Origin of the sequence: Brevundimonas alba (assembly GCF_011927945.1) — a bacterium.
GTDB classification, from domain to species: Bacteria; Pseudomonadota; Alphaproteobacteria; order Caulobacterales; family Caulobacteraceae; genus Brevundimonas; species Brevundimonas alba.
The window spans coordinates 2,069,468-2,087,480 of sequence record NZ_JAATJM010000001.1; the positions used below are offsets into that span (position 1 = coordinate 2,069,468).

General features: G+C 62.7%; 16 protein-coding genes. 11 read left to right on the forward strand and 5 right to left on the reverse strand.

All coding sequences use genetic code 11. From position 1 onward, the window contains the following. Window positions 1–139 precede the first annotated feature (139 nt). The 8 genes from GGQ87_RS09970 to GGQ87_RS10005 all read left to right on the forward strand — a co-directional run bounded on the left by GGQ87_RS09970 (window position 140) and on the right by GGQ87_RS10005 (window position 9,663). Complete coding sequence (locus tag GGQ87_RS09970) at window positions 140–1,015, forward strand: dihydrodipicolinate synthase family protein (RefSeq protein WP_168047053.1); 876 nt, start codon at window positions 140–142, stop codon at window positions 1,013–1,015. A gap of 98 nt (window positions 1,016–1,113) precedes the next feature. After that, window positions 1,114–1,566 (forward strand): peptidase S1, encoded by a 453-nt coding sequence (locus GGQ87_RS09975; protein ID WP_168047055.1) that lies wholly within the window; start codon window positions 1,114–1,116, stop codon window positions 1,564–1,566. 140 nt (window positions 1,567–1,706) lie between these two features. After that, window positions 1,707–2,342 (forward strand): hypothetical protein, encoded by a 636-nt coding sequence (locus GGQ87_RS09980; protein WP_168047057.1) that lies wholly within the window; start codon window positions 1,707–1,709, stop codon window positions 2,340–2,342. Window positions 2,343–2,568: 226 nt separating this feature from the next. Beyond that, window positions 2,569–3,963 carry a S41 family peptidase gene (locus GGQ87_RS09985; protein ID WP_168047059.1) on the forward strand — a complete coding sequence of 465 codons (1,395 nt, stop codon included), beginning with the start codon at window positions 2,569–2,571 and terminating at the stop codon, window positions 3,961–3,963. A gap of 105 nt (window positions 3,964–4,068) precedes the next feature. Beyond that, window positions 4,069–4,212, forward strand: coding sequence for a hypothetical protein (locus tag GGQ87_RS09990; protein WP_168047061.1), 144 nt, complete (start codon window positions 4,069–4,071; stop codon window positions 4,210–4,212). A gap of 275 nt (window positions 4,213–4,487) precedes the next feature. Beyond that, on the forward strand, window positions 4,488–7,985 hold the full coding sequence (locus tag GGQ87_RS09995) for a histidine kinase (protein WP_168047063.1): 3,498 nt from the start codon (window positions 4,488–4,490) through the stop codon (window positions 7,983–7,985). Continuing rightward, entirely contained in the window at window positions 7,970–8,434 is a 465-nt protein-coding gene (locus GGQ87_RS10000; protein WP_168047065.1) for a response regulator, read from the forward strand. The genes GGQ87_RS09995 and GGQ87_RS10000 overlap by 16 nt, the downstream gene beginning before the upstream one ends. Then, a complete protein-coding gene (locus GGQ87_RS10005) occupies window positions 8,434–9,663 on the forward strand; it encodes a 5'-methylthioadenosine/S-adenosylhomocysteine nucleosidase family protein (protein ID WP_168047067.1) in 1,230 nt (409 codons plus the stop codon). The genes GGQ87_RS10000 and GGQ87_RS10005 overlap by 1 nt, the downstream gene beginning before the upstream one ends. Window positions 9,664–9,868: 205 nt before the next feature. On the opposite strand, the gene GGQ87_RS10010 is transcribed toward GGQ87_RS10005, so the two are convergent. Together GGQ87_RS10010 and GGQ87_RS10015 are read right to left on the reverse strand one after the other, a co-directional pair. Then, a complete protein-coding gene (locus tag GGQ87_RS10010; protein ID WP_168047069.1) occupies window positions 9,869–10,903 on the reverse strand; it encodes an AraC family transcriptional regulator in 1,035 nt (344 codons plus the stop codon). Window positions 10,904–10,977: 74 nt separating this feature from the next. Next, a complete protein-coding gene (locus GGQ87_RS10015) occupies window positions 10,978–11,946 on the reverse strand; it encodes an alpha/beta hydrolase family protein (RefSeq protein WP_168047071.1) in 969 nt (322 codons plus the stop codon). Window positions 11,947–12,203: 257 nt separating this feature from the next. Between GGQ87_RS10015 and GGQ87_RS10020 the strand changes: the two genes are divergently transcribed. Beyond that, a complete protein-coding gene (locus tag GGQ87_RS10020; RefSeq protein ID WP_168047073.1) occupies window positions 12,204–12,830 on the forward strand; it encodes a tyrosine-type recombinase/integrase in 627 nt (208 codons plus the stop codon). A 119-nt stretch (window positions 12,831–12,949) separates the two neighbouring features. Here GGQ87_RS10020 and fixJ read toward each other — a convergent pair whose 3' ends face one another. Then, the gene (fixJ, locus tag GGQ87_RS10025) at window positions 12,950–13,552 is read right to left on the reverse strand and encodes a response regulator FixJ (RefSeq protein ID WP_168047075.1); all 603 of its coding nucleotides are present in this window, start codon (window positions 13,550–13,552) and stop codon (window positions 12,950–12,952) included. After that, window positions 13,542–15,020: a sensor histidine kinase gene (locus tag GGQ87_RS10030; protein ID WP_168047077.1), complete on the reverse strand. Its 1,479-nt coding sequence runs from the start codon at window positions 15,018–15,020 to the stop codon at window positions 13,542–13,544. The genes fixJ and GGQ87_RS10030 overlap by 11 nt, the downstream gene beginning before the upstream one ends. A 163-nt stretch (window positions 15,021–15,183) precedes the next feature. Here GGQ87_RS10030 and GGQ87_RS10035 point away from each other — a divergent pair, with 163 nt between their 5' ends. After that, window positions 15,184–15,873: an alternative oxidase gene (locus GGQ87_RS10035; RefSeq protein WP_168047079.1), complete on the forward strand. Its 690-nt coding sequence runs from the start codon at window positions 15,184–15,186 to the stop codon at window positions 15,871–15,873. Between the two features lie 668 nt (window positions 15,874–16,541). On the opposite strand, the gene GGQ87_RS10040 is transcribed toward GGQ87_RS10035, so the two are convergent. Next, window positions 16,542–16,955, reverse strand: a complete 414-nt coding sequence (locus tag GGQ87_RS10040; protein WP_168047081.1) for a hypothetical protein — start codon at window positions 16,953–16,955, stop codon at window positions 16,542–16,544. A gap of 475 nt (window positions 16,956–17,430) precedes the next feature. On the opposite strand from GGQ87_RS10040, the gene GGQ87_RS10045 reads away from it, so the two are divergent. After that, complete coding sequence (locus GGQ87_RS10045) at window positions 17,431–17,979, forward strand: hypothetical protein (protein ID WP_168047083.1); 549 nt, start codon at window positions 17,431–17,433, stop codon at window positions 17,977–17,979. Window positions 17,980–18,013: the final 34 nt, after the last annotated feature.

Genomic DNA, 18,013 nt, shown 5'->3' on the forward strand with positions numbered 1-18,013 from the left:
AACGCTCATCTTTAGAACGCCACCCAGTCGAGTTGCATAAACGGCGACATGTTGTGTGAGCACCATTGATCGCAACCCATGGCTAGCTCAATGGCTGAGATAAGAAGCGGATTCCGCGACACGCGTTCAAGAGTGGGACATGACTCTCTTTGTGGGTCTTTCGGCCTTTCCGATCACGCCAATGACGCCGGCCGGCGAAGTCATCGCCCCTGATCTGCGCAGGCTGGTCGAGCGGCTCGAAGCCGGCGGCGCCGACTCCGTCGGCCTGCTCGGCAGTACAGGGACCTACATGTTCCTGAGCCGTGACGAACGGCGGCGCGCTGTGGCGACGGCGGTCGGCGCCGTGACTTCGACCCCGGTCATCGCCGGCGTGGGCGCCATGCGAACCGACGAAGCCCAGACCTTCGCCCGTGACGCGGCGGGGGAGGGGGCGGCGGGCCTGCTACTGGCGCCTGTCAGCTACACGCCTCTCACGGAGGAGGAGGTGTTTCAGCACTTCCTCGCGGTAGCTTCGGCCACCGATTTGCCACTCTGCATCTACAGCAATCCAGGGACTACCAACTTCACCTTCCGGTCAAGTTTCGTCGCCCGTCTTGCGGCGATCCCGACGATCGCCGCGATCAAACTACCGCTGCCCGCGTCCAGGGACGTCGCCGCGGATCTGGCGGACTTCCGCCGCGCGGCTCCAGGACTCTCGATCGGCTATAGTGGCGACTGGGGCTGTAAAGACGCTATGCTGGCAGGGGCCGACTGCTGGTACAGTGTGGCGGGTGGGCTTTTCCCCCAGCAAGCCGCCGACTTGACGGCTGCAGCCATGCGCGGCGATCACGAAGAGGCGGAGCGGTGTGACGCCGTCTTCGCCGAGCTTTGGAAGCTGTTTCGCAAAGTCGGAAGCCTCAGGTTGATGTACGCGGCCGCGAACATGCTGGAACTCACGGACGCGCAACTGCCGAAACCTCTGCTCGGGCTTGAGCAAGGTCTTCGGGAACGGCTCGTATCAGCGCTGCCCGTCTGAGGCCGGATTGTCATGCGACGAATGCTGTTTGAGGCGCGATGAATATCGGGCGTCGGCACTAAACTGGCCAGAGTGTTCTCAGCCTTCTGGATAGCTCGATGCGCCCCATGGTTCCTGTTGCGGCGTTTGCCGTGGCGCTTTCGTTCTTTGGCCAAGCCTTCGCGCAGAATCCGGCTGCTCCAGCCAGCAGCGGCAGTACGGCGAGTTCGGGCTTCTCGCCAGATACAATCACAGTAGCTTTGATGTCCGGAGGAGCGGTGGACGCCGCCACCACGCTCGGCGGCAACTGCGTTGGCATGGTCGCCAACGCAGCCAACTACGCGTTCACCTATACCGCAGGCTCCGCGCCGCTGTTCATGAAGGTTCGGTCGCAAGGCGATACGACCTTGATCGTTCACAACCCGAACGGGGCGTGGGGCTGCAGTGATGACTACAACGGCGTGAACCCTGCTTTGCGGTGGGATCAGCCGGTCAGCGGCACATATCACGTCTGGGTCGGATCTATCGGCGGCGGCGCGCAGGCAACCCTGTCGATCACCGAACGAGAGTAACTGCCGTCGTCGCGGTCTGCGGGCGGCTGGCACGCAGGTCACGCGTGGCGGATCGGTCGGGCCTCCTGTCGCGGCGCTGATGCAGCCCACGGGAGGTTCAGCCAGTTCGTTTTCCATCGTCTCATTCAAGCTAAGTCATAATGATCGAGCCCCCCGAAACACCGCAGCACGTCGTTAAGGGGCACCGTTCGACCCTGCCTTGGTTCGACATGGCTATGGCGGTGGGTGTCATGGCGATGTCGTTTGGGTCCCTCTTTGTCTCGCTGCATACCGGCCACACGATGGAACGGCTGGTGCAGCAGAACGAGCGGCTGGTTTATGCGCAATCGACGCCCATCCTGCAGTTCTCTACCGGCAACAACGACGACGGCCAGCCTGTCCTTCAAGGCCGCCTGACAAACGTCGGATCCGGCGCGGCGAGGGTCGTCTGGATCCGCTTCACCAACGGAAGCTTCTCGTTTGTGAACTGGCAGGAGGTGATCCGGCGGTTGAACGGCGGAAAGGACGCAAAGCTGGTTCTTACTGCACCTATCGCCCGCACGATCTTGTCGGCAGGGGAAGAAAGAACCGTCTTCCAATGGGCGCGGCCGACCGACGCTAACGAGGCGAGGGTCTGGGAGGCGCTGAACCGGGAGCGATGGAATACAGTAAGCGCCGCCTGCTTCTGCTCCCTGTTTGACGAATGCTGGACATCAAAACTCGGTGGGGACACACCGGTTAGGGTAGAGAGCTGCGAGGTTCCCCGGCCTCTGGGCGGCTCTCACGCGTCACACTGAGAGTTGCTTGGCGCGGAGTACTTGAGTGATCCCCGCTGGGCTGCTGGCCCTGTGAAGTCTCGGTCGTGCTCGGCGAGCCTTCGCAACCGTTCCCGTTCTTGCACTCGGAGTGCCCATGCGCCTTGCGTTTCTTGCCTTCGGATGCCTCCTCGCAACCGCCTCTGCCGCATCCGCGCAATCCTCGGCTTCCTCTACCGGGGTGTCCGAGTTTGAATCGGCTGCCTGGATGGCCGACCTGGAGCAGGTGCGAGAGGAAATGGCCTCGCATTACGCCAATCTGCAATGGCTCGCGACCGAGCGGGAAGTTCAACCGGATGCAATCTTCGCCGTCGGGCGTCAGCGGTTAGAAGGCGCGCGGAGCGAAGCGGAAGCCCGCGCGGTCTTCGAGCAGCTTGAGCGCAGTGTGGGCGATCGGCACGTCAAGATCGTTTGGCCGCGGATTGGGGTGGTCATGCCCGCGCCGGTCGCATCTGCGACCGCGGCTGCGGCACCCCCGTGCGTGACGCTTGGATATGGCGAGCCGGCTCCGGATAGCAGGGCCACGGCAAGCGGTATGCCGGGCTATCGCGCACTTTCCGGGGCGAGCGGCTTTTCTGCAGGCCTCATCGAAGTGGGCGATCGGACCGTGGGCGTGGTCCGCATCCCGCAATTCACACCACAACTTCATCCTGCGGCCTGCGCCGCCGCATTGGTTGAGCTGAGACCCGGCGGCGAACCGTGCGACGACGCGTGTATGGATCAATTGCGAACCTTGGCCGTCGACCGAGTTACGGAGGATTTCTCCGATCGGCTGCGAGCGCTCAGGACTGCGGGAGCCTCCACTCTGCTGATCGACCTCGCCGGGAATGGAGGCGGGACCGAATGGGTGGAGGTGTTGGCGCGCACCGTGACGCCAGTCTCACTGCGCTCCGCCCGTCTCGGCTTCGTGCGTCATCCGCACTGGATCGAGGCCTTGGCAGACAGCGAACAACGACTGCGCGAGGCAGCCGTCGGCCAGCCGCCCGAAGACCGTGCGCGGCTGGAGCGCTATGCGGCGGCCTATGCGGCGGCGCGGGTACAGGCCGAGCAACCGTGCGATCCAGCCGAGTTGTTCGCAGGGCGAGCGCCCGACTGCGAATGGCTCGGGGGTGGAGATATCTACATGACAGGCCCGGAAGCGGCTTATGATCCGGAGATTGTCGGCAAGCCATGGGCCTCTGACGTGTTTGAACCGCTGTCATATGCTTTTGAACCGGGGGTATGGACCGGCCCGCTGGTTGTCGTCGTTGACAACGGGACCGCTTCGGCGGCCGAGGAGTTTGCGGCCCTGCTCCAAGACAATGACGCCGCTATCGTCGTCGGTGCGCCCACTGCTGGAGCCGGATGCGGCTACACACGCGGGGGTCTTGACGTGGTTCTGCGCCATAGCGGCGCAACGCTTCGATTGCCGGACTGCGCTCGCTATCGGGCCGATGGGAGCAATGAAGTTTCGGGGATCGATCCGGATGTACTCATCGGGTTCCGTGCCAATGACGGACCGACGCGGCGCGGGAGGCGGCTTGCTGCCGGTCTGCAGCGAGCTATCGAGCAGGCGGAGCGACAGGCGTCGGCGCACCAAGAGGACCGCTCAGGAGGAAAATAGGGGCTCCCCTTCTAAACTTTCAGTCGTCTTCCCGGCATTTGCGTCAATCCGCCGGCCATTATGTAGGGAGCCCGTGCTGACCTCCAGTCCACGATCGGAAGCCGATTGAGCGACTTCACCATCGAAGCTGTTACGTCGGTCAACCGGCGGGGAAGAGGCCTGCTTTCCTTCGCAAGCAGCCGCATGCAGGGTCGGCTTTCCGAGAACCGCGCCCAGGCGCAAAAGAGCATGGGTGATGTCCACTTCTGACTCAAAGCGGATCTCTAGCGTTTCTGCTAACCTCAGGCATCTCTGCCTAGGAAGGTTGTTCGAACGGACGCCGTTCCGGATCAACCCTCTTGGTGCTTGGCTCCACACGCGCGAATGGTGATTTGCCAGACCAAGTGCCCGGGGCCGGGGAGCCGTGGCTGACCTCGACACGGATTGATTGGTCGTTTTCACATCTCCACTCATTGTGTTGCGCCGTCCCGCATTGCAGGCTCACGCTGCCGGCTTCATGAGACGTTGGCTGCTGTGGGGAAAACGTGAGTAAATCGGGACGTCGCGGGGAGTCGAGCGCTCAGTTCAACGCTGCGCTGGCCATCGTGCGCGGCACAAACGGCGGGATAATCAATGGACTCGCCAAGCTACGGCTCGAGGCGCCAGCAGATCTGCTCCGTGAGACAGCTGGAGCGTTCGCGCAGCATCCAGCGTACCGCACCGTCACCCTCAAAGCCCCGTTTCCGAAGCTAGCGAGCGAGCTGCCCGGCAAGGGCTTCCGCTATATGGGCTCGTTTCGGCGGGAACTTGCTTGGTTCACCGGGCTCCTAAACCTCCACAGCAGCAAGCTCAGTTCTTTTGTCGCACTTCGTGATCAGTTCGATCATGCGTATCTGATTGGCGACTACACGTCGGCAGAAGGTCTGCTTGACCGGATTGACAGCGAGCTTGGCTTTTCCTGCTGGTCGACCCAGCGGCGGATGGAACTCGCTACGCAAACATCTGGGGCTGCCGCTCGGGCCAGACTTCTAAACGATGCATTTGAAAGCGGCGGACCCTCCGTTGCTCTATATCTAATGACGTGGTTCGGATACCGCGCGACCGGTACAGTCTCGAAACGAGAGTTCGACCTTCATGTGAGGGAGTCCGCCCCGCTAAGAACAGGGCTTCACTTCATGCTGCATGCCGACAGCGGGCTTTATCCTGAGCTTAAGGCCACTGATGTCCGAGCGATGATCGCTTGGTCAGACGTCTTGCCCCTCATCGATCGGTATCAGTTCCTGCTAGTTTCAATGCAGATGCTCGCTGCAAATGATGACGTTGATGAACTAGATCGGCAAGCGGCTCTCACCAACTTAAGCATTCTTGAGGCGTCAATCGGTGACCCGGACCTCTCTAGGCTGCTATGTGCCCTAGGGGGCGACTTTTCCGCGCCGCGTACTGATCCGGTATTGATTGCAATGCTCGATAATTACTCGACGGGCAAATACGGAGCCGTGCTAGCACAGTTCATCAGTGACAGTCATAACGCGACCGTGGAGCGGCTGAACATAGCTTTGCGCTCTCACATACTAAGCACGGCTCCGGAGCTCCCCTCCATCGCGCTCGGTCTCGACTCCAAGACGATCCTCGGTCGCATCGCAACCGATCTGCATGAGGTCCTTTGCTTCAGCGACGGGGCCACGGACGCCCGACTTCGATTGACTAAACTGTGCCTGACGCACGCCACCTCCGCTTGGGCCGCGGCTCTGACCCTTATCCTTGATCGTCAGCGGCACGACGAAAGAGTGAAGCCGCCGACCCGGGCGCAGAGGGTGAACGCGCTGAGGTGCAGTTCCGAGCACCCCATTCTCGCCTTTTCTCGGACGGACAGAGCCCAAACGGAAAAGTACCTAGAGGGCTTCGCTTCAGCCGGAACGCCGAGCGTGACAGCGAGCGCCCTTCTGTTCGTCGCAGGCGGATCCGCTCGACTCCCCAGCTTGCCGAAACATCGCATCGAACACCTCAACGCCCTCCGTTACATGCGTTCTGGAGAGCCCGCTCCTGGGGCCCGAAGCCTGAAGGCGCTGGTCGAGTCGGCGCCACCAAGCGTTCTGCGGAACGAAGCTGAGCTTTTGCTCGTCGAGTCTCGCTTGGCCAGCGGCGACGTGGCGGGGGCATGTGAACTAGCGGCCGACCTGTTTGTCGAACGGCGCTACTTCGGGTTGGTCCTGCCTGTCGGCGCGCTGATTGCGGCTATCATGGTCGGCCACAACCGACCGATGTCGAAGTCCGACACTCGAGGCCGCATCAGCGTGGCCATCGTCTTCGACATCTACTCACGGTTTGTGTCCGCCGACAGGGACGCGGAGAGAGCCGACTCGTTCAATGATGTTCTGAAGCGCTTCGGGGCACGGAGGGCGAGTGAACTTTCGAACGTAGTGCCTGCCGAGCAGCGAAGCCAACTAATTTACTTCCTCCGATTTGTCTGCATACCCCAAGTCATGGACCAGTCCCTAGTCCTAGACGGTACAAGGGTGGTCGACGACGAGCGCCTGGCGGTGCTTCAGAACCTCACGGACCTTGCGGCAGAAGAGACCCCCCAGATCCTCGACGCGTTCAAGGACGAGATACGGGAAATCCGCACTCGGCAGGTGGTGAAAGATACCACTCTAAAATTAGATCAGAGCAAGATCTACGTGAACATCGAGGGCATTAGACGCGCGACGGATGTGCTGCTGAGGGAGACCTGGACGCGATACCGGTTCATGGTCGAGAACGGCAGCGACGTTGAGTATGAAGAAGTAGATCGGTTCGTTGTCTCAGCTCAGGAAGACTCTGATGTCTTTGTTCTGACGCTCAACACCCCGTACACAGAAAGAGCGGCTGTATTTAAAAGGATAGTTTCTGAGATTCGAGATCAGTTTACGTCTAGTAAAGAATTTGGACTAAATAGCAACCTCAGCGCAAACATTCGGCATGGTTACGTCCTTCGAGAGCTGCGCGCGCCTCTCGTGGCCAGAACCCTCGTCACAAACCGCATCTCTGCCGAAAAGGGTTATCAGACAAACAACTATTGGTCTGAGAAGCTTGATGACGACACTGGAATTCGTGATGGCAAGCTTCAGGCGCTGTTGAGCGATTTCTCGGCAAAGATAGACGAGCGGATAGACTATCTGAACCGGAGTTTGCTGAGAATCAGATCTGAAGCGAGCCCTGAGGGCCTGTTCAACTATACCCTATCAGACAAGGCCCTGCGGGCGCTAGATGAGCTGTGGGGCGCGCTGGAGACGTATGAGGAATTCATCGGAGAAGTGATCGAAGCGATGTGGCAAGCGACCGAGCATAACCTGAAGAATGTTCGGAGCCGCTTGAGCGGCGCCGTGCTACAAGAATTTATCGATGCAATCGATGAACTCGACGGGTGCTTGGACGGCGCGGGTTTCAAGGAAGATCTGCCGGCGATCGGTGACGCCCTAGCAATGGCGCGCAGTGACGTGCGGGCTGCCGTTGACCGGGTGTCTAGTTGGTTCACCCTATCGGCAGCACATGACTACGCAGACTTTGATCTAGAGATTGCCGTAGAGGCCGGTCTGGCGAGCGTCCGAGCGTACTACGCTGACTTGGAAATCGAGTCATCCTACGTCGGGCCGCCTGACGGAATGCTGCTCATGGGATGGAGCCTACCCGCCGTGGCGCGCCTGCTCTTCCAACTCCTAGACAACGCGGCCCAGCACGGCGGTCGAGGACGCGACTGCCTGACGATCGCGGTCACCGCCGAGAAGAACGCGGACTCGCTCCTCATCCGGGTGCTTAATGACCTGCCTGAGGACCTCCTCCGGGAAGACCTGGCGACTACGGTTGCATCTATCAACGCGGATTATGGGCAGGCCAAAGCGATGGACTTGATCGGCGAAGAGGGCGGGTCTGGCTACTCGAAGGTTTGGAAATTGCTTCGTGCCGACCTCAAGCGAGAGCATGATATAAACGTATCGCTCGTCGACGATGGGTTCCAAGTTGAAATTCTGATGAATCTGGGAGGACTCGAATGTCGGCCGTCCTGATTGTTGAAGATGACGAAGACAAGGCAGAGCGACTTTCCGAATATATGATTTCGAAGTATATTGTTGCCGATCTCAAGCTTGCGCGGTCACTGCAGTCCGGGCTGAGACTCGCATTGGCGGGAACTTTTGACCTCATGCTACTAGACATGACTATGACAAATTATGACCGCTCATTGAGCGAGGACGGCGGACGGCCTCACCACTTTGCTGGCAGGGAAATCCTCCGTCGGTTACAGCGTGAAGAAGTCCATGTTCCCGCTATCGTAGTGACGCAGTTAGGCCGCTTCGGTGAAGAGGCGGAGCAAGTTACGCTTTCGGAGCTCAAAGAAGAGCTAAACGAGCGCTTCGAAGACTATCTGGGAACGGTCCATTATCAGTCTAATGTTGACGACTGGAAAGATCAGTTGGACGAGCTCATTGGGCAACGACTCTCGGCGAGAGGCTCTTGATGCGCGTGCTAATCGTAGAAGATGACGTGCCGAAGTATGGCAAGATCCGCGCCTGCCTTGTTGAAGCGGGGCTCGACGAGAACGAGATCGATCTTGTCGTCACCGCGCAGGAAGCCGTTAGCGCTCTGGAGGCGAGGCGCTATGACCTGCTCCTTCTGGACGTGAATCTGCCTCTCAAACCCGGTGATGAGAAGCCAAAAAGAGGAGGAGGTCTCGCGGTACTTCGCGAGCTGCACCGAGGCGAGGCGGCTAATACACCCCAGTATATCGTGGGCGTCACAGCCTACGAGGACGTCGTCAAGGAGTTCGGCGCGGAGTTCAGCGATCATCTCTGGTCGCTCGTCCATTTCACCGAAGGCAACAATCATTGGGCTGCTCAGCTTGCCTCGAAGGTCGCCTACATCAGGGCGTCCCTGGCAAGCCGCCGGTTCTCCGATGGGACTACCTACGGAACTGACGTCGCTATTCTTACTGCCGTCGAAGCTGTTGAGTTCGCTGCCGTTGGCGACTTGCCAGCAGGCTGGCAGCCTCTGCGCGCCACCAATGACGAGACGCGATATCTCAGCGGCTCGTTGCACCTTGGCGGGCGCGATGCCTCGCTAATCGCGGCGAACGCGCCTCGAATGGGCATGGCAGCGACCGCAATTTTGGCAGCAAAGCTCATCCAGCAGTTCCGGCCCAGACTGCTGCTGATGGTAGGTATGTGCGCCGGCAGAGCCGATGAGGTGAATGCTGGCGACATAATCATCGCGGACCCGACGTGGGACTGGGGCAGCGGCAAAATCAAGTCGGTGGACGACGCGCCATTCTTTGAGCCCGCCCCTCATCAACTCGATCTAGACGCCGATATTGCAGAGATCTGCCGAGGGCTTGCTAACAATCGCGACCTCCTGAATGGCATCCGGAAAGATGCGAAGGGTGTGCGCCCCCCCTTTGAGTTGAACGCCCATGTTGGCCCGATGGTTAGCGGCGCTGCCGTCGTGGCTCACAAGCCGACTTTTGACGAGCTTCAGCGGCAACATCGGGGTTTGATTGGACTGGATATGGAAGCTTACGCTGTCGCGTCAGCAGCCTTGGGGGCCGGCAGGCCGCGGCCACACGCCGTCATCGTTAAAGGCGTCTGCGACTACGCGGACAAAGATAAGGCGGGAGACTTTCAGCAGTACGCTGCGTCGGTCAGCGCGGCATTTGCGATGCGAGTGGCGGATCAAGTCTTGGAAAGGCTGTAGCTACCCTGCTCTGAGGGAATGGGTTGGCAGCGCGCCTTCAGTCTGCCCATGGTCAACGTCGGCTTATCGGCCGATAGTCAATGTCCGCTTGTGGCGCGGTCCAGACCCGGCACGCGGCGAAACCGGAGCGCTGGCCGGATGACTGAAGCGAGAAAAGGCAGTGGGTGGCAAGGCCGAGGTCTGGCAGCCCGCTAACGCGAAGGGGTCAATGCAGGGCGTTCGGCGCTTCGGACCGGCTGGCGATGCCTGCGCGCCATTCGCCCGGAGAAACGCCGGCCCAGTCTCTGAACGCCCTGTAGAAGGACGTCGTGTCCTGGTAGCCGAGCAGGTAGGTGACCTCGTCGATCTGGAGGGCTGAGTCGCCGAGGAGCTGCTGGCTGAGTTCGCGGCGGGCGTCGGAGAGGAGGGCGCGGAAGGTCGTAGCTTCGGCTGTGATGCGCCTCTGCAGGGTGCGCTCGCTCATGGCCAGCTCGCGCGCCACATAAGCGATCTCGGGGCGGCCGCTGGCGAGGGAGCGCTTGAGGACGGCCTTGACGCGTTCGGTGATGTCGTCGCTGTCCTGAATCTCGGCAAACGCCGCCGCGAGCCCCGGGGTGACGAGGTCGAGGAACTCGGGGCTGTGGCCCGGGAACGGGGCGGCGAGGTCGTCGAGGTCGAAGGTCATGGCGTTGCGGGCGGACCCGAAGAGGATCGGGGCGCCGTAGTGGTCTTCGAGTTCGGGGGCGGCGGGACCCGCCCGGCGATATTCGACGCGGGCCGGGGTGATGCGCCGGCCGGAGCCGCGGCGTCCGAGCTCCAGCAGGAAGATGAAACTGAGGTCGACCGAGACCGCCGGCTCCGGCTCCGTGGCAAAGGGCCAGTCCTTCGCGATCGTCCAGCGTCCCGCGCTCTCTTCGGCGCGGAAGACCTCGCAGGCGCCCATCCGCTTGAAGCGCTCGATGCGCCCTATGCCGTCACGGAAGTCCGCGGCGTAAAGGGCGGCGATGAATGCCGGCTGATGGCCCGAGAGATCGGCAGCCCGAAGGAGCCGCGGCGCCAAGGCGGCATCGTCAGCGAGTGTCTCGACGGCCTTCCAGACCGCGAACAACTGGGCCGTGGAGAAGGCCGCCGAAGCGTCGAGGTGCAGGGTGGATGCGAGGCCCGCGGCGCGCAGGATTTTGGCCGGCTCCAGCCCCGCGTCGCGCAGGGCTCGCCACAGCGTGGGCGGGAACCGTCCCTTGTCGACCATGGGCGTCGCCATGTGCGGAACTCCTTGTGAGTGATCGCGCCGTTCCCGGCCACCCGTGCGAGGATGGCCGGGAACGCGCCTCTTCGCTAGCGCAGGTCCACCCGGGCCTGCGACGGAGCGTAGGTCTCGAGCGCGGCGCGGGCGGCGGCCCAAGCGCGGTCGTCGCCGTCAAGGGCCGAGCGGAGGTACGCCCACGTCATGCGCAGGACGATCTCCAGACGTTCGGGGTCCTCATCGTCGGTCTCCCGGGCGTCGTAGCCGGAGATGCCGCCCAGCCCGTGCTTGCCGCCGAGCACCGTCATCAGCGCCTCGGCGCCCGGGCTGCAGTGGTAGGGATCTTCGTGCCAGGACGGCCCCCGGACGGTCAGGTGGGCCGAGGCGTCGTCGCTGCCGACGACGACCAGGCTGCGGGTCGTCATGTGCGAGAAGTCGGGGTTGAAGAAGCTGTAGTTGGTCGCGGCCATCTCGCTCAGGCTGTCGCCGCCGTTGCCCGGGGCGGTGAGGATCAGGCCAGCCTTGATGCGGGGCTCGAGCATGTTGACGTCCTGCGCGGTCGGGTCCTTGGGATCCGTCAGCCTCGCGCCTAGCAGCATGCCGGCGGTCTGCCCGCCCATGGAGTGGCCGACGACCGCAACCTTGTCCCGATCTAGGCGACCGATGAAGGCCGGGGCAGCGGCCTCGATCTCGTCTAGGCAGTCCAGAATCGTGCTCATGTCCTCGACCCGCGAACGCCAGAACAGCGGCCCGCCGGCTGAGTCGGCCGGAAGGCCCGCGACCCTCGAGTTCAGGTGGGTCGGCTGGATCACGACAAAACCGCGCTCGGCGTAGAAGTTCACCAGCGAGCCGTAGCCATCCTTGGACGGGATGTAGTTCGAGGGGCCGTGGCCGTGCGACAGCAGAACGACCGGGAGCCGGTCGCCCGAGGCGGGCCCAGTAATGCGGAGCTCCAGCGGAAGCCCGCGCTGCGGCGCTGCCAAAGTGATCGGACTGTAGGAAACGGTCAGGCCGGGTTCGGCGACCGGGATGTGGCGGGCGTCCTTGATGAGGTTGTTCATGGCGGTCTGCTCCTTGCTCACCGCGCGGCGAAGGCGCCGGCGTCGAAGAGAAAGGTAGATCCACGACAAAATCCTTCATTGGCGGACTGCGCCAATTCACTGACGGAATACGCCAAAGGACTGCTGCGTGTTTCTCCGCCAGATGCTGTGGCGTTGAAGCGCGTGCGCGGCCCAGTGACAAGTCGGCTTCTGGCGCAGGCCTGACGGAACTGGAGTAAGATCAGGGGGCAGGGAGGTCATCTCTTGGGAGGTTGGCCATGCGCCAGTCTGACCTGTTCATCATCCCTCGGCGACCTTGGAACGCTGGTCGTCTAATCGGGCCAAAAGCACCCCTGAAGCCCAAGCACATCTGGGCGATCCGACAACAGCTCAAGGTCGCCAAGCGCATACGCGACCTTGCAATGTTCAACTGCGCGCTCGATGCAAAACTCAGAGCGTGTGACCTGGTGAAGCTGCGCGTGAGCGATGTTGCTCCCGGCGGATCTTTGAGGCTGCGATCCACCGTCATCCAGCAGAAGACCGGCCGACCGGTTCCCTTCGAGATCACAGAGCCGGCGCGCGAGGCGATTGCGGCTTGGCTCCAGATGCGCGGTCATCGCGACGACGACTGGTTGTTCCCCAGCCGAAGTCGTGCCGGTGCTCACATTGGCACGCGGCAGTACGCGCGGCTCGTGGATCAGTGGATCCGGTTGATCGATCTCGAAGCGGCGGCCTACGGAACCCACAGTCTCAGACGGACGAAGGTCTCACTTGTCTACAAGAAGACTGGCAACCTGCGGGCCTGTCAGTTGCTGCTGGGCCATCGGAAACTCGAAAGTACGGTTCGCTATCTCGGGATCGAAGTGGACGACGCCTTGGAGCTCTCCGAACAAATCGATCTATGACCTTTCGCCGGGCCCGCTCAGCGGACCCGGCGCTCGTCCGTTATGGGTGGAAAGCGGATGTTGGGCAGGCTGACGGACAAAGGTCCGATTCCCGGCGGCGGCTCATTGGGCGCTCCTTACTAGCCGGCGGTCATGACCATCCTGACCAGTTCCGAGAGGCTGCCAGCCTGCATTTTGGTCATGGCGTTGGCACGGTAGACCTCGACCGTGCGGGGGCTGATGCCGAGATCGAAGGCGATGACCTTGTTGGCGTGGCCCTTTACCAGCCCGTCCACGACGTCGCGCTCGCGTGGCGACAGAGATTCCAGCCGGGAGGCGAACGCGCGGCGCTCCGCGTCCACCGACGAGGCCTTGGTCGCCAGGTCCAGAACACGTCGGATGGAGCCGAGAAGAACCTCGTCGTCGAACGGCTTTTCGATGAAGTCGACGACGCCCGCGCGCATGGCCTCGATGGCGAGCGGCACATCGGCGTGGCCGGTGATCACGATGACCGGCTCGAGCGATCCGCTTTCCCGCAGGCGGCGGGCGAGTTCGAGGCCGGTCATGTCCGGCATGCGCACGTCGGTGACGATGCAGCCGGCCGGACGATCGCTATCGGCGAGGAAGGCGAGCGCGGACTCATAGGTGCGCGCCGTCAAGTCGGCGGTCTCCAGCAGGAAGGAGACGGAGTCCCGAACGGCCGCATCGTCGTCGATGACGTGGATGATGGGGTCAGTCGTCACCGGGAACCTCCTTCTCGAGATGGGCGCGCTGGAGCGTAAAGTGGAAGACCGTGCCGCGTACCGGGTTCGGCTCGAACCAGATGCGGCCGCCGTGGGTCTCGATGATGGTGCGCGAAATCGACAGCCCCACCCCCATACCCGTCCGCTTGCTGGTCACGAAGGGCTGAAACAACTGGCCGGCCAGATCCGCGTCGACGCCCGCGCCGGTATCGGAGACGGAGACCCGCAGCAGATCGCTGTCGACCGGGGCGGCGGCGATGACGAGTTCGCGCTTCGGCGACCCCTCCATGGCGTCCATCCCGTTGCGGATCAGGTTGAGAAGCACCTGCTGGATCTGAACCTTGTCAGCGAGCACGCGGTCGGCGGCCGGATCGATCTCGAACCGGACGCGCACGCCATGTTCCCGGGCGCCCACGAGGGCCAGGGCGCTGGCTTCCTCGATCAGCTTCGGCAGGTCCTCGAGCCGGCGTTCGGTCTCGCCCCGGGAGACGAACTCGCGCAGCCGGCGGATGATGACCCCCGCCCGAAGGGCTTGATCTGCGGCCTGATCGAGGGCGGTGGCGATCCGGTCCTCGCCGAGGCCCCTGGAATCCAGCAGCCTCTTCGAGCCCTTCAGATAGTTGGAAATGGCGGTGAGCGGCTGGTTCAACTCGTGCGCCAGCGCGGAGGCCATTTCGCCGAGGGCGGTCAGGCGCGAGACGCGCACAAGGTCGCTCTGCAGTTCCTGCATGCGCGCCTCGGCCAGCTGCCGTTCCGTAAGGTCCCGCACGAAGCCGGTGAAGAAGCGCCCTTCGGCCGTGCGCATTTCGCCCACCGCAAGCTCCATCGGGAAGGTCGAGCCGTCGCGCCGCTGGCCAACGACGACGCGCCCGAGGCCAATGATCCGGCGCTCGCCTGTGCGGTAGTAGCGCTGCAGATAGCCGTCGTGCGCCTCGCGGTGGGGCGAGGGCATCAGGACGCTGACGTTCTGGCCGATCACCTCGTCGACGGACCAACCGAACAGCCGTTCGGCTGTGGGGCTGAAGGCGCGGATTAGACCGGCGTCGTCGATGAGGATCATGGCGTCGGGAATGGTGTTCAGGATGAGCCGCAGGTGGGTCTCGCGCGCGGACAGCTCCCGGTGCGCGCGCTGAAACCATTCGCCCCCGACGGTGACGGCGCCCGCCACCCCGACGAACAGCGCGGCCTCGATCCATAGGGCTTGGCTCCAAGGCGAGAAAAGCAGCCCCGCCGCGAGTCCGAGCAACGCCGCCGCAGCGCCAGGGAGCCATCCGCCCATCGCGGCCCCGACCACCACCGCCGGCACGAAGACGAGGAAGGCGCCATGATCGCCGATGCGCTCGCCCAGAGCGACCCGAAGACCGGCCCCCGCCGCCGCGACCACGACCGCTGCGGCGATGGCCATCCACGGCGAGACTGGACGGACAAGGGCGGAGGGCGCGGTTTCCGGGGACTGCAAGGCTCGCATGAATGCTCCTTTGGCCCGGCTACGCGAGAACCGCGCCTCCGGGATTCCCCTTAGGGCGAAGACCCAAATACCGCCGCCGGGCGACGGCTTCTACACCGGTTGCATCTTCAAGACGCCGCCGCAGCGGCCCGGAGCGATCTCCGGATCAGCAGGAGCCAAGGCCATGACCGCCCCCCTCGTCGATCTCTCCGTTCACCACCGGCCCAGCGGCCTGTCCGATCAGGTGGCGTTCGGCTTCACCAAGCTGCTGCGCTTCTGCGCCGACACCTTCTTCGCCAAGCGTTACGGGCACCGGGCCGTGGTGCTCGAGACCGTCGCCGCAGTGCCCGGCATGGTCGGTGCCACCATCAATCACCTGAGCTGCCTACGCCGGATGTGCGACGACAAGGGTTGGATCAAGACCCTGATGGACGAAGCCGAAAACGAGCGCATGCACCTGATGACCTTCATCGAGATTTCGAAGCCGACGCTGTTCGAGCGCTTCGTCATCGTTTCGGTGCAGTGGGTCTTCTACCTGTTCTTCTTCGGCCTCTACCTCGTGTCCTCTAAGACGGCCCACCGGGTGGTCGGCTATTTCGAGGAGGAGGCGGTGATCAGCTATACCCACTATCTCGCCGAGATCGACGAGGGCCGCAGCCCCAACGTGCCCGCCCCCGAGATCGCCAAGCGCTACTGGGGCCTGCCCGACGACGCGACGCTGCGGGACGTGGTGCTGGTGGTCCGGGCCGACGAGGCGCACCACCGCGACGTCAACCACGGCTACGCCAACGAGCTGGGCGGACTGCCGATCCAGGCCGTCGCTCCCTGCCCTCCGCATGCGGCGTTGGAGCCGACTTGGAAGGCAGCGGCCTGACTTCTCCCTATCCAGCCACATCCAAGCCTCCCGTGACACCGCTCGCGGGAGGTTTGCGTAGTGCGGCGTCAAAGCACATCCGCTTTTGGCGCGAACCTAGTTGCCAACGAGCTGGCGAGGCCGGACGTCCGCAATGGGTCGAGAGCCGACAGTCGCCAATGGGTGGAAGGGGGCCGTCGCTTGGCAGATAGACGATCATCCGTCGATAACGCGCACCCAGCCGCGGACCCCTCCACGTCCCCTGCACACCGCGTCAACAGAGTCAGAGAACGAAGCTGACCCGTCTTCACACAGCGCGAGCCATGATGCGGACATACAGTTTTTCATGAACTTCGCCCGCGGACCTTCGACTGCTGTGGCTCTGTCCCAAGCGACTTCACACTCTTGCAGGGCCTGGGTGGCGGCACGTTGATCGGCAATCTCCAGCATCCGGACGTCGCGGCGATTTTCAGCGTTCTGACAACCGGCCGCAGCAAGCAATGCGAGAGTGCTGATGGTGACTAATTTGCGTCTCATGAACCGCCTCCCTGCTCTCCGTACCATGATCGCGGTCCGCCAAGCTTGCCGAGTGCCCGAGCGGCAACGTCCGCAATGGGTCGGAAGCTGACAGTCGCCCACGGGTGAGAAGGAGCCTTGCGCTTTCACGATCCAGTCCGTGAAAGCAGCTTTCAACTGCCCTCGCGCGTCCAGACTGTGCAGCGAGCGATCCAGTGTTCGAGCTCTGCGACAAGTGCCGCGTAGGATCTTGTATGGAACGAATGAACGACCACAGCATCCAGGAAGCTCAGCGGTTGTTCCTTCATGCGACGGCCCCGTTCCGACCTGGGCCAGGGCGCGTAGGCGACCCGAAGAAAGAATGATCCCTCAGGATCAAACTCGGGTTCGAACGTCACGTCGATGTTGAACCGCGTGCCTACGTTGGTCGCATTGTAGATCGTGGACCCGCCAATCGTCGCGAGGTCGCCTTCCATACTCGACCGGAGGCTATTCCACTCGATGCGCCAGCCGGATGGAATCCGTAGCGCCGGCAACTCGCCAAAGGCAGGCGAGGTGGGATAGGCGTCTTCGAAGCGGAAGGTCATCCCCGACAGTAGCCCGCCGGAACAGGTCCGCAACGGGTCGGGAGCAGACGTTCAGACTATCTCGCGCCAATGTTCGGTACCCCTGCAACAGCCGATGTGCAGTTCTGGCGCCTCGCAGTCGGCGGCCTGCGACTCATCCAAAAGGCGAGCTAGGCATCGTCCGCGGTTTCCCAGTCTTCGCCGACGACAAGCCTCATACCGGGAACTGGGCGGCCATCGAACTGGACTGGTACGTCGTCGAGTCAAATACGAAATTTGCCAGCGCCTAGCCGGGGCCGCCTGATCGTGGAATAACGACCCGTCGCGCTTCGGCTTGAACACCGACCGCGATCGCGCATGCCGTGAACACAGGAGCCCCGCTTTGTCGGGCGGCTCCCGGAATACAATACCTCTCGTAGGGAATACGGGAGGCGCGTTCCCTGTGTGCGCGTGTTCAACCGTCCCGGCTCCGGCCGCGGCGAACACGGGGACGAACGTGCAACGACACCTGATATTGGCCGGAGCCTTAGCGCTCGGCCTCGCGGCCTGCGATGAGCGCGCCTCGACTGCTGATGCCGCGGCGGACGTGGCTGCCGACGCTCTCGAAGCAGCCGCACACTCTGATCCAGAAACAACTGCGGAGCATCTGGCGGCGGTTACAGCGGAGGCTGAGCGGATCGAGCGCGAATACGTCACGCGGGAGGATGCTGAAAACCGACGCAAGCTCAATCTGATCGGGGCAGGTGCGCCGCCTGATAGCGAGGCCGCCTACGTCCCGGATCCGCCGAACGACTGGTTCGCCATGAACCCCGAACACATATTCTGCGAGTCGCTGACTGCCCAGACCGGCGACAGGAATCCAGATCAGTTCATAGGCAAGCTATTGGCCAACGGCGGCTCAATCATGCGCCTAGATCTCGGTGATGGGTCAATACAGGTGATAGACCAGAACGATCCTCGACCGTTCTCAACTATCGTGTTCGTGCGGGGTTTGGAGAACTGCCGTGCCAACCTCCGTCGGGCGCAGGAAGAGACGGCGCGTTGAAATCCTAAAAACGGCGCGTGTTCACGTTCTTTAT

Coding starts and splice junctions, on each gene's coding strand:
- GGQ87_RS09970 (WP_168047053.1), top strand. CDS start 140: ATGACTCTCTTTGTGGGTCTTTCGGCCTTTCCGATCACGCCAATGACG.
- GGQ87_RS09975 (WP_168047055.1), top strand. CDS start 1,114: ATGCGCCCCATGGTTCCTGTTGCGGCGTTTGCCGTGGCGCTTTCGTTC.
- GGQ87_RS09980 (WP_168047057.1), top strand. CDS start 1,707: ATGATCGAGCCCCCCGAAACACCGCAGCACGTCGTTAAGGGGCACCGT.
- GGQ87_RS09985 (WP_168047059.1), top strand. CDS start 2,569: ATGGCCGACCTGGAGCAGGTGCGAGAGGAAATGGCCTCGCATTACGCC.
- GGQ87_RS10000 (WP_168047065.1), top strand. CDS start 7,970: ATGTCGGCCGTCCTGATTGTTGAAGATGACGAAGACAAGGCAGAGCGA.
- GGQ87_RS10005 (WP_168047067.1), top strand. CDS start 8,434: ATGCGCGTGCTAATCGTAGAAGATGACGTGCCGAAGTATGGCAAGATC.
- GGQ87_RS10010 (WP_168047069.1), bottom strand. CDS start 10,903: ATGGCGACGCCCATGGTCGACAAGGGACGGTTCCCGCCCACGCTGTGG.
- GGQ87_RS10015 (WP_168047071.1), bottom strand. CDS start 11,946: ATGAACAACCTCATCAAGGACGCCCGCCACATCCCGGTCGCCGAACCC.
- GGQ87_RS10020 (WP_168047073.1), top strand. CDS start 12,204: ATGCGCCAGTCTGACCTGTTCATCATCCCTCGGCGACCTTGGAACGCT.
- GGQ87_RS10030 (WP_168047077.1), bottom strand. CDS start 15,020: ATGCGAGCCTTGCAGTCCCCGGAAACCGCGCCCTCCGCCCTTGTCCGT.
- GGQ87_RS10035 (WP_168047079.1), top strand. CDS start 15,184: ATGACCGCCCCCCTCGTCGATCTCTCCGTTCACCACCGGCCCAGCGGC.
- GGQ87_RS10040 (WP_168047081.1), bottom strand. CDS start 16,955: ATGACCTTCCGCTTCGAAGACGCCTATCCCACCTCGCCTGCCTTTGGC.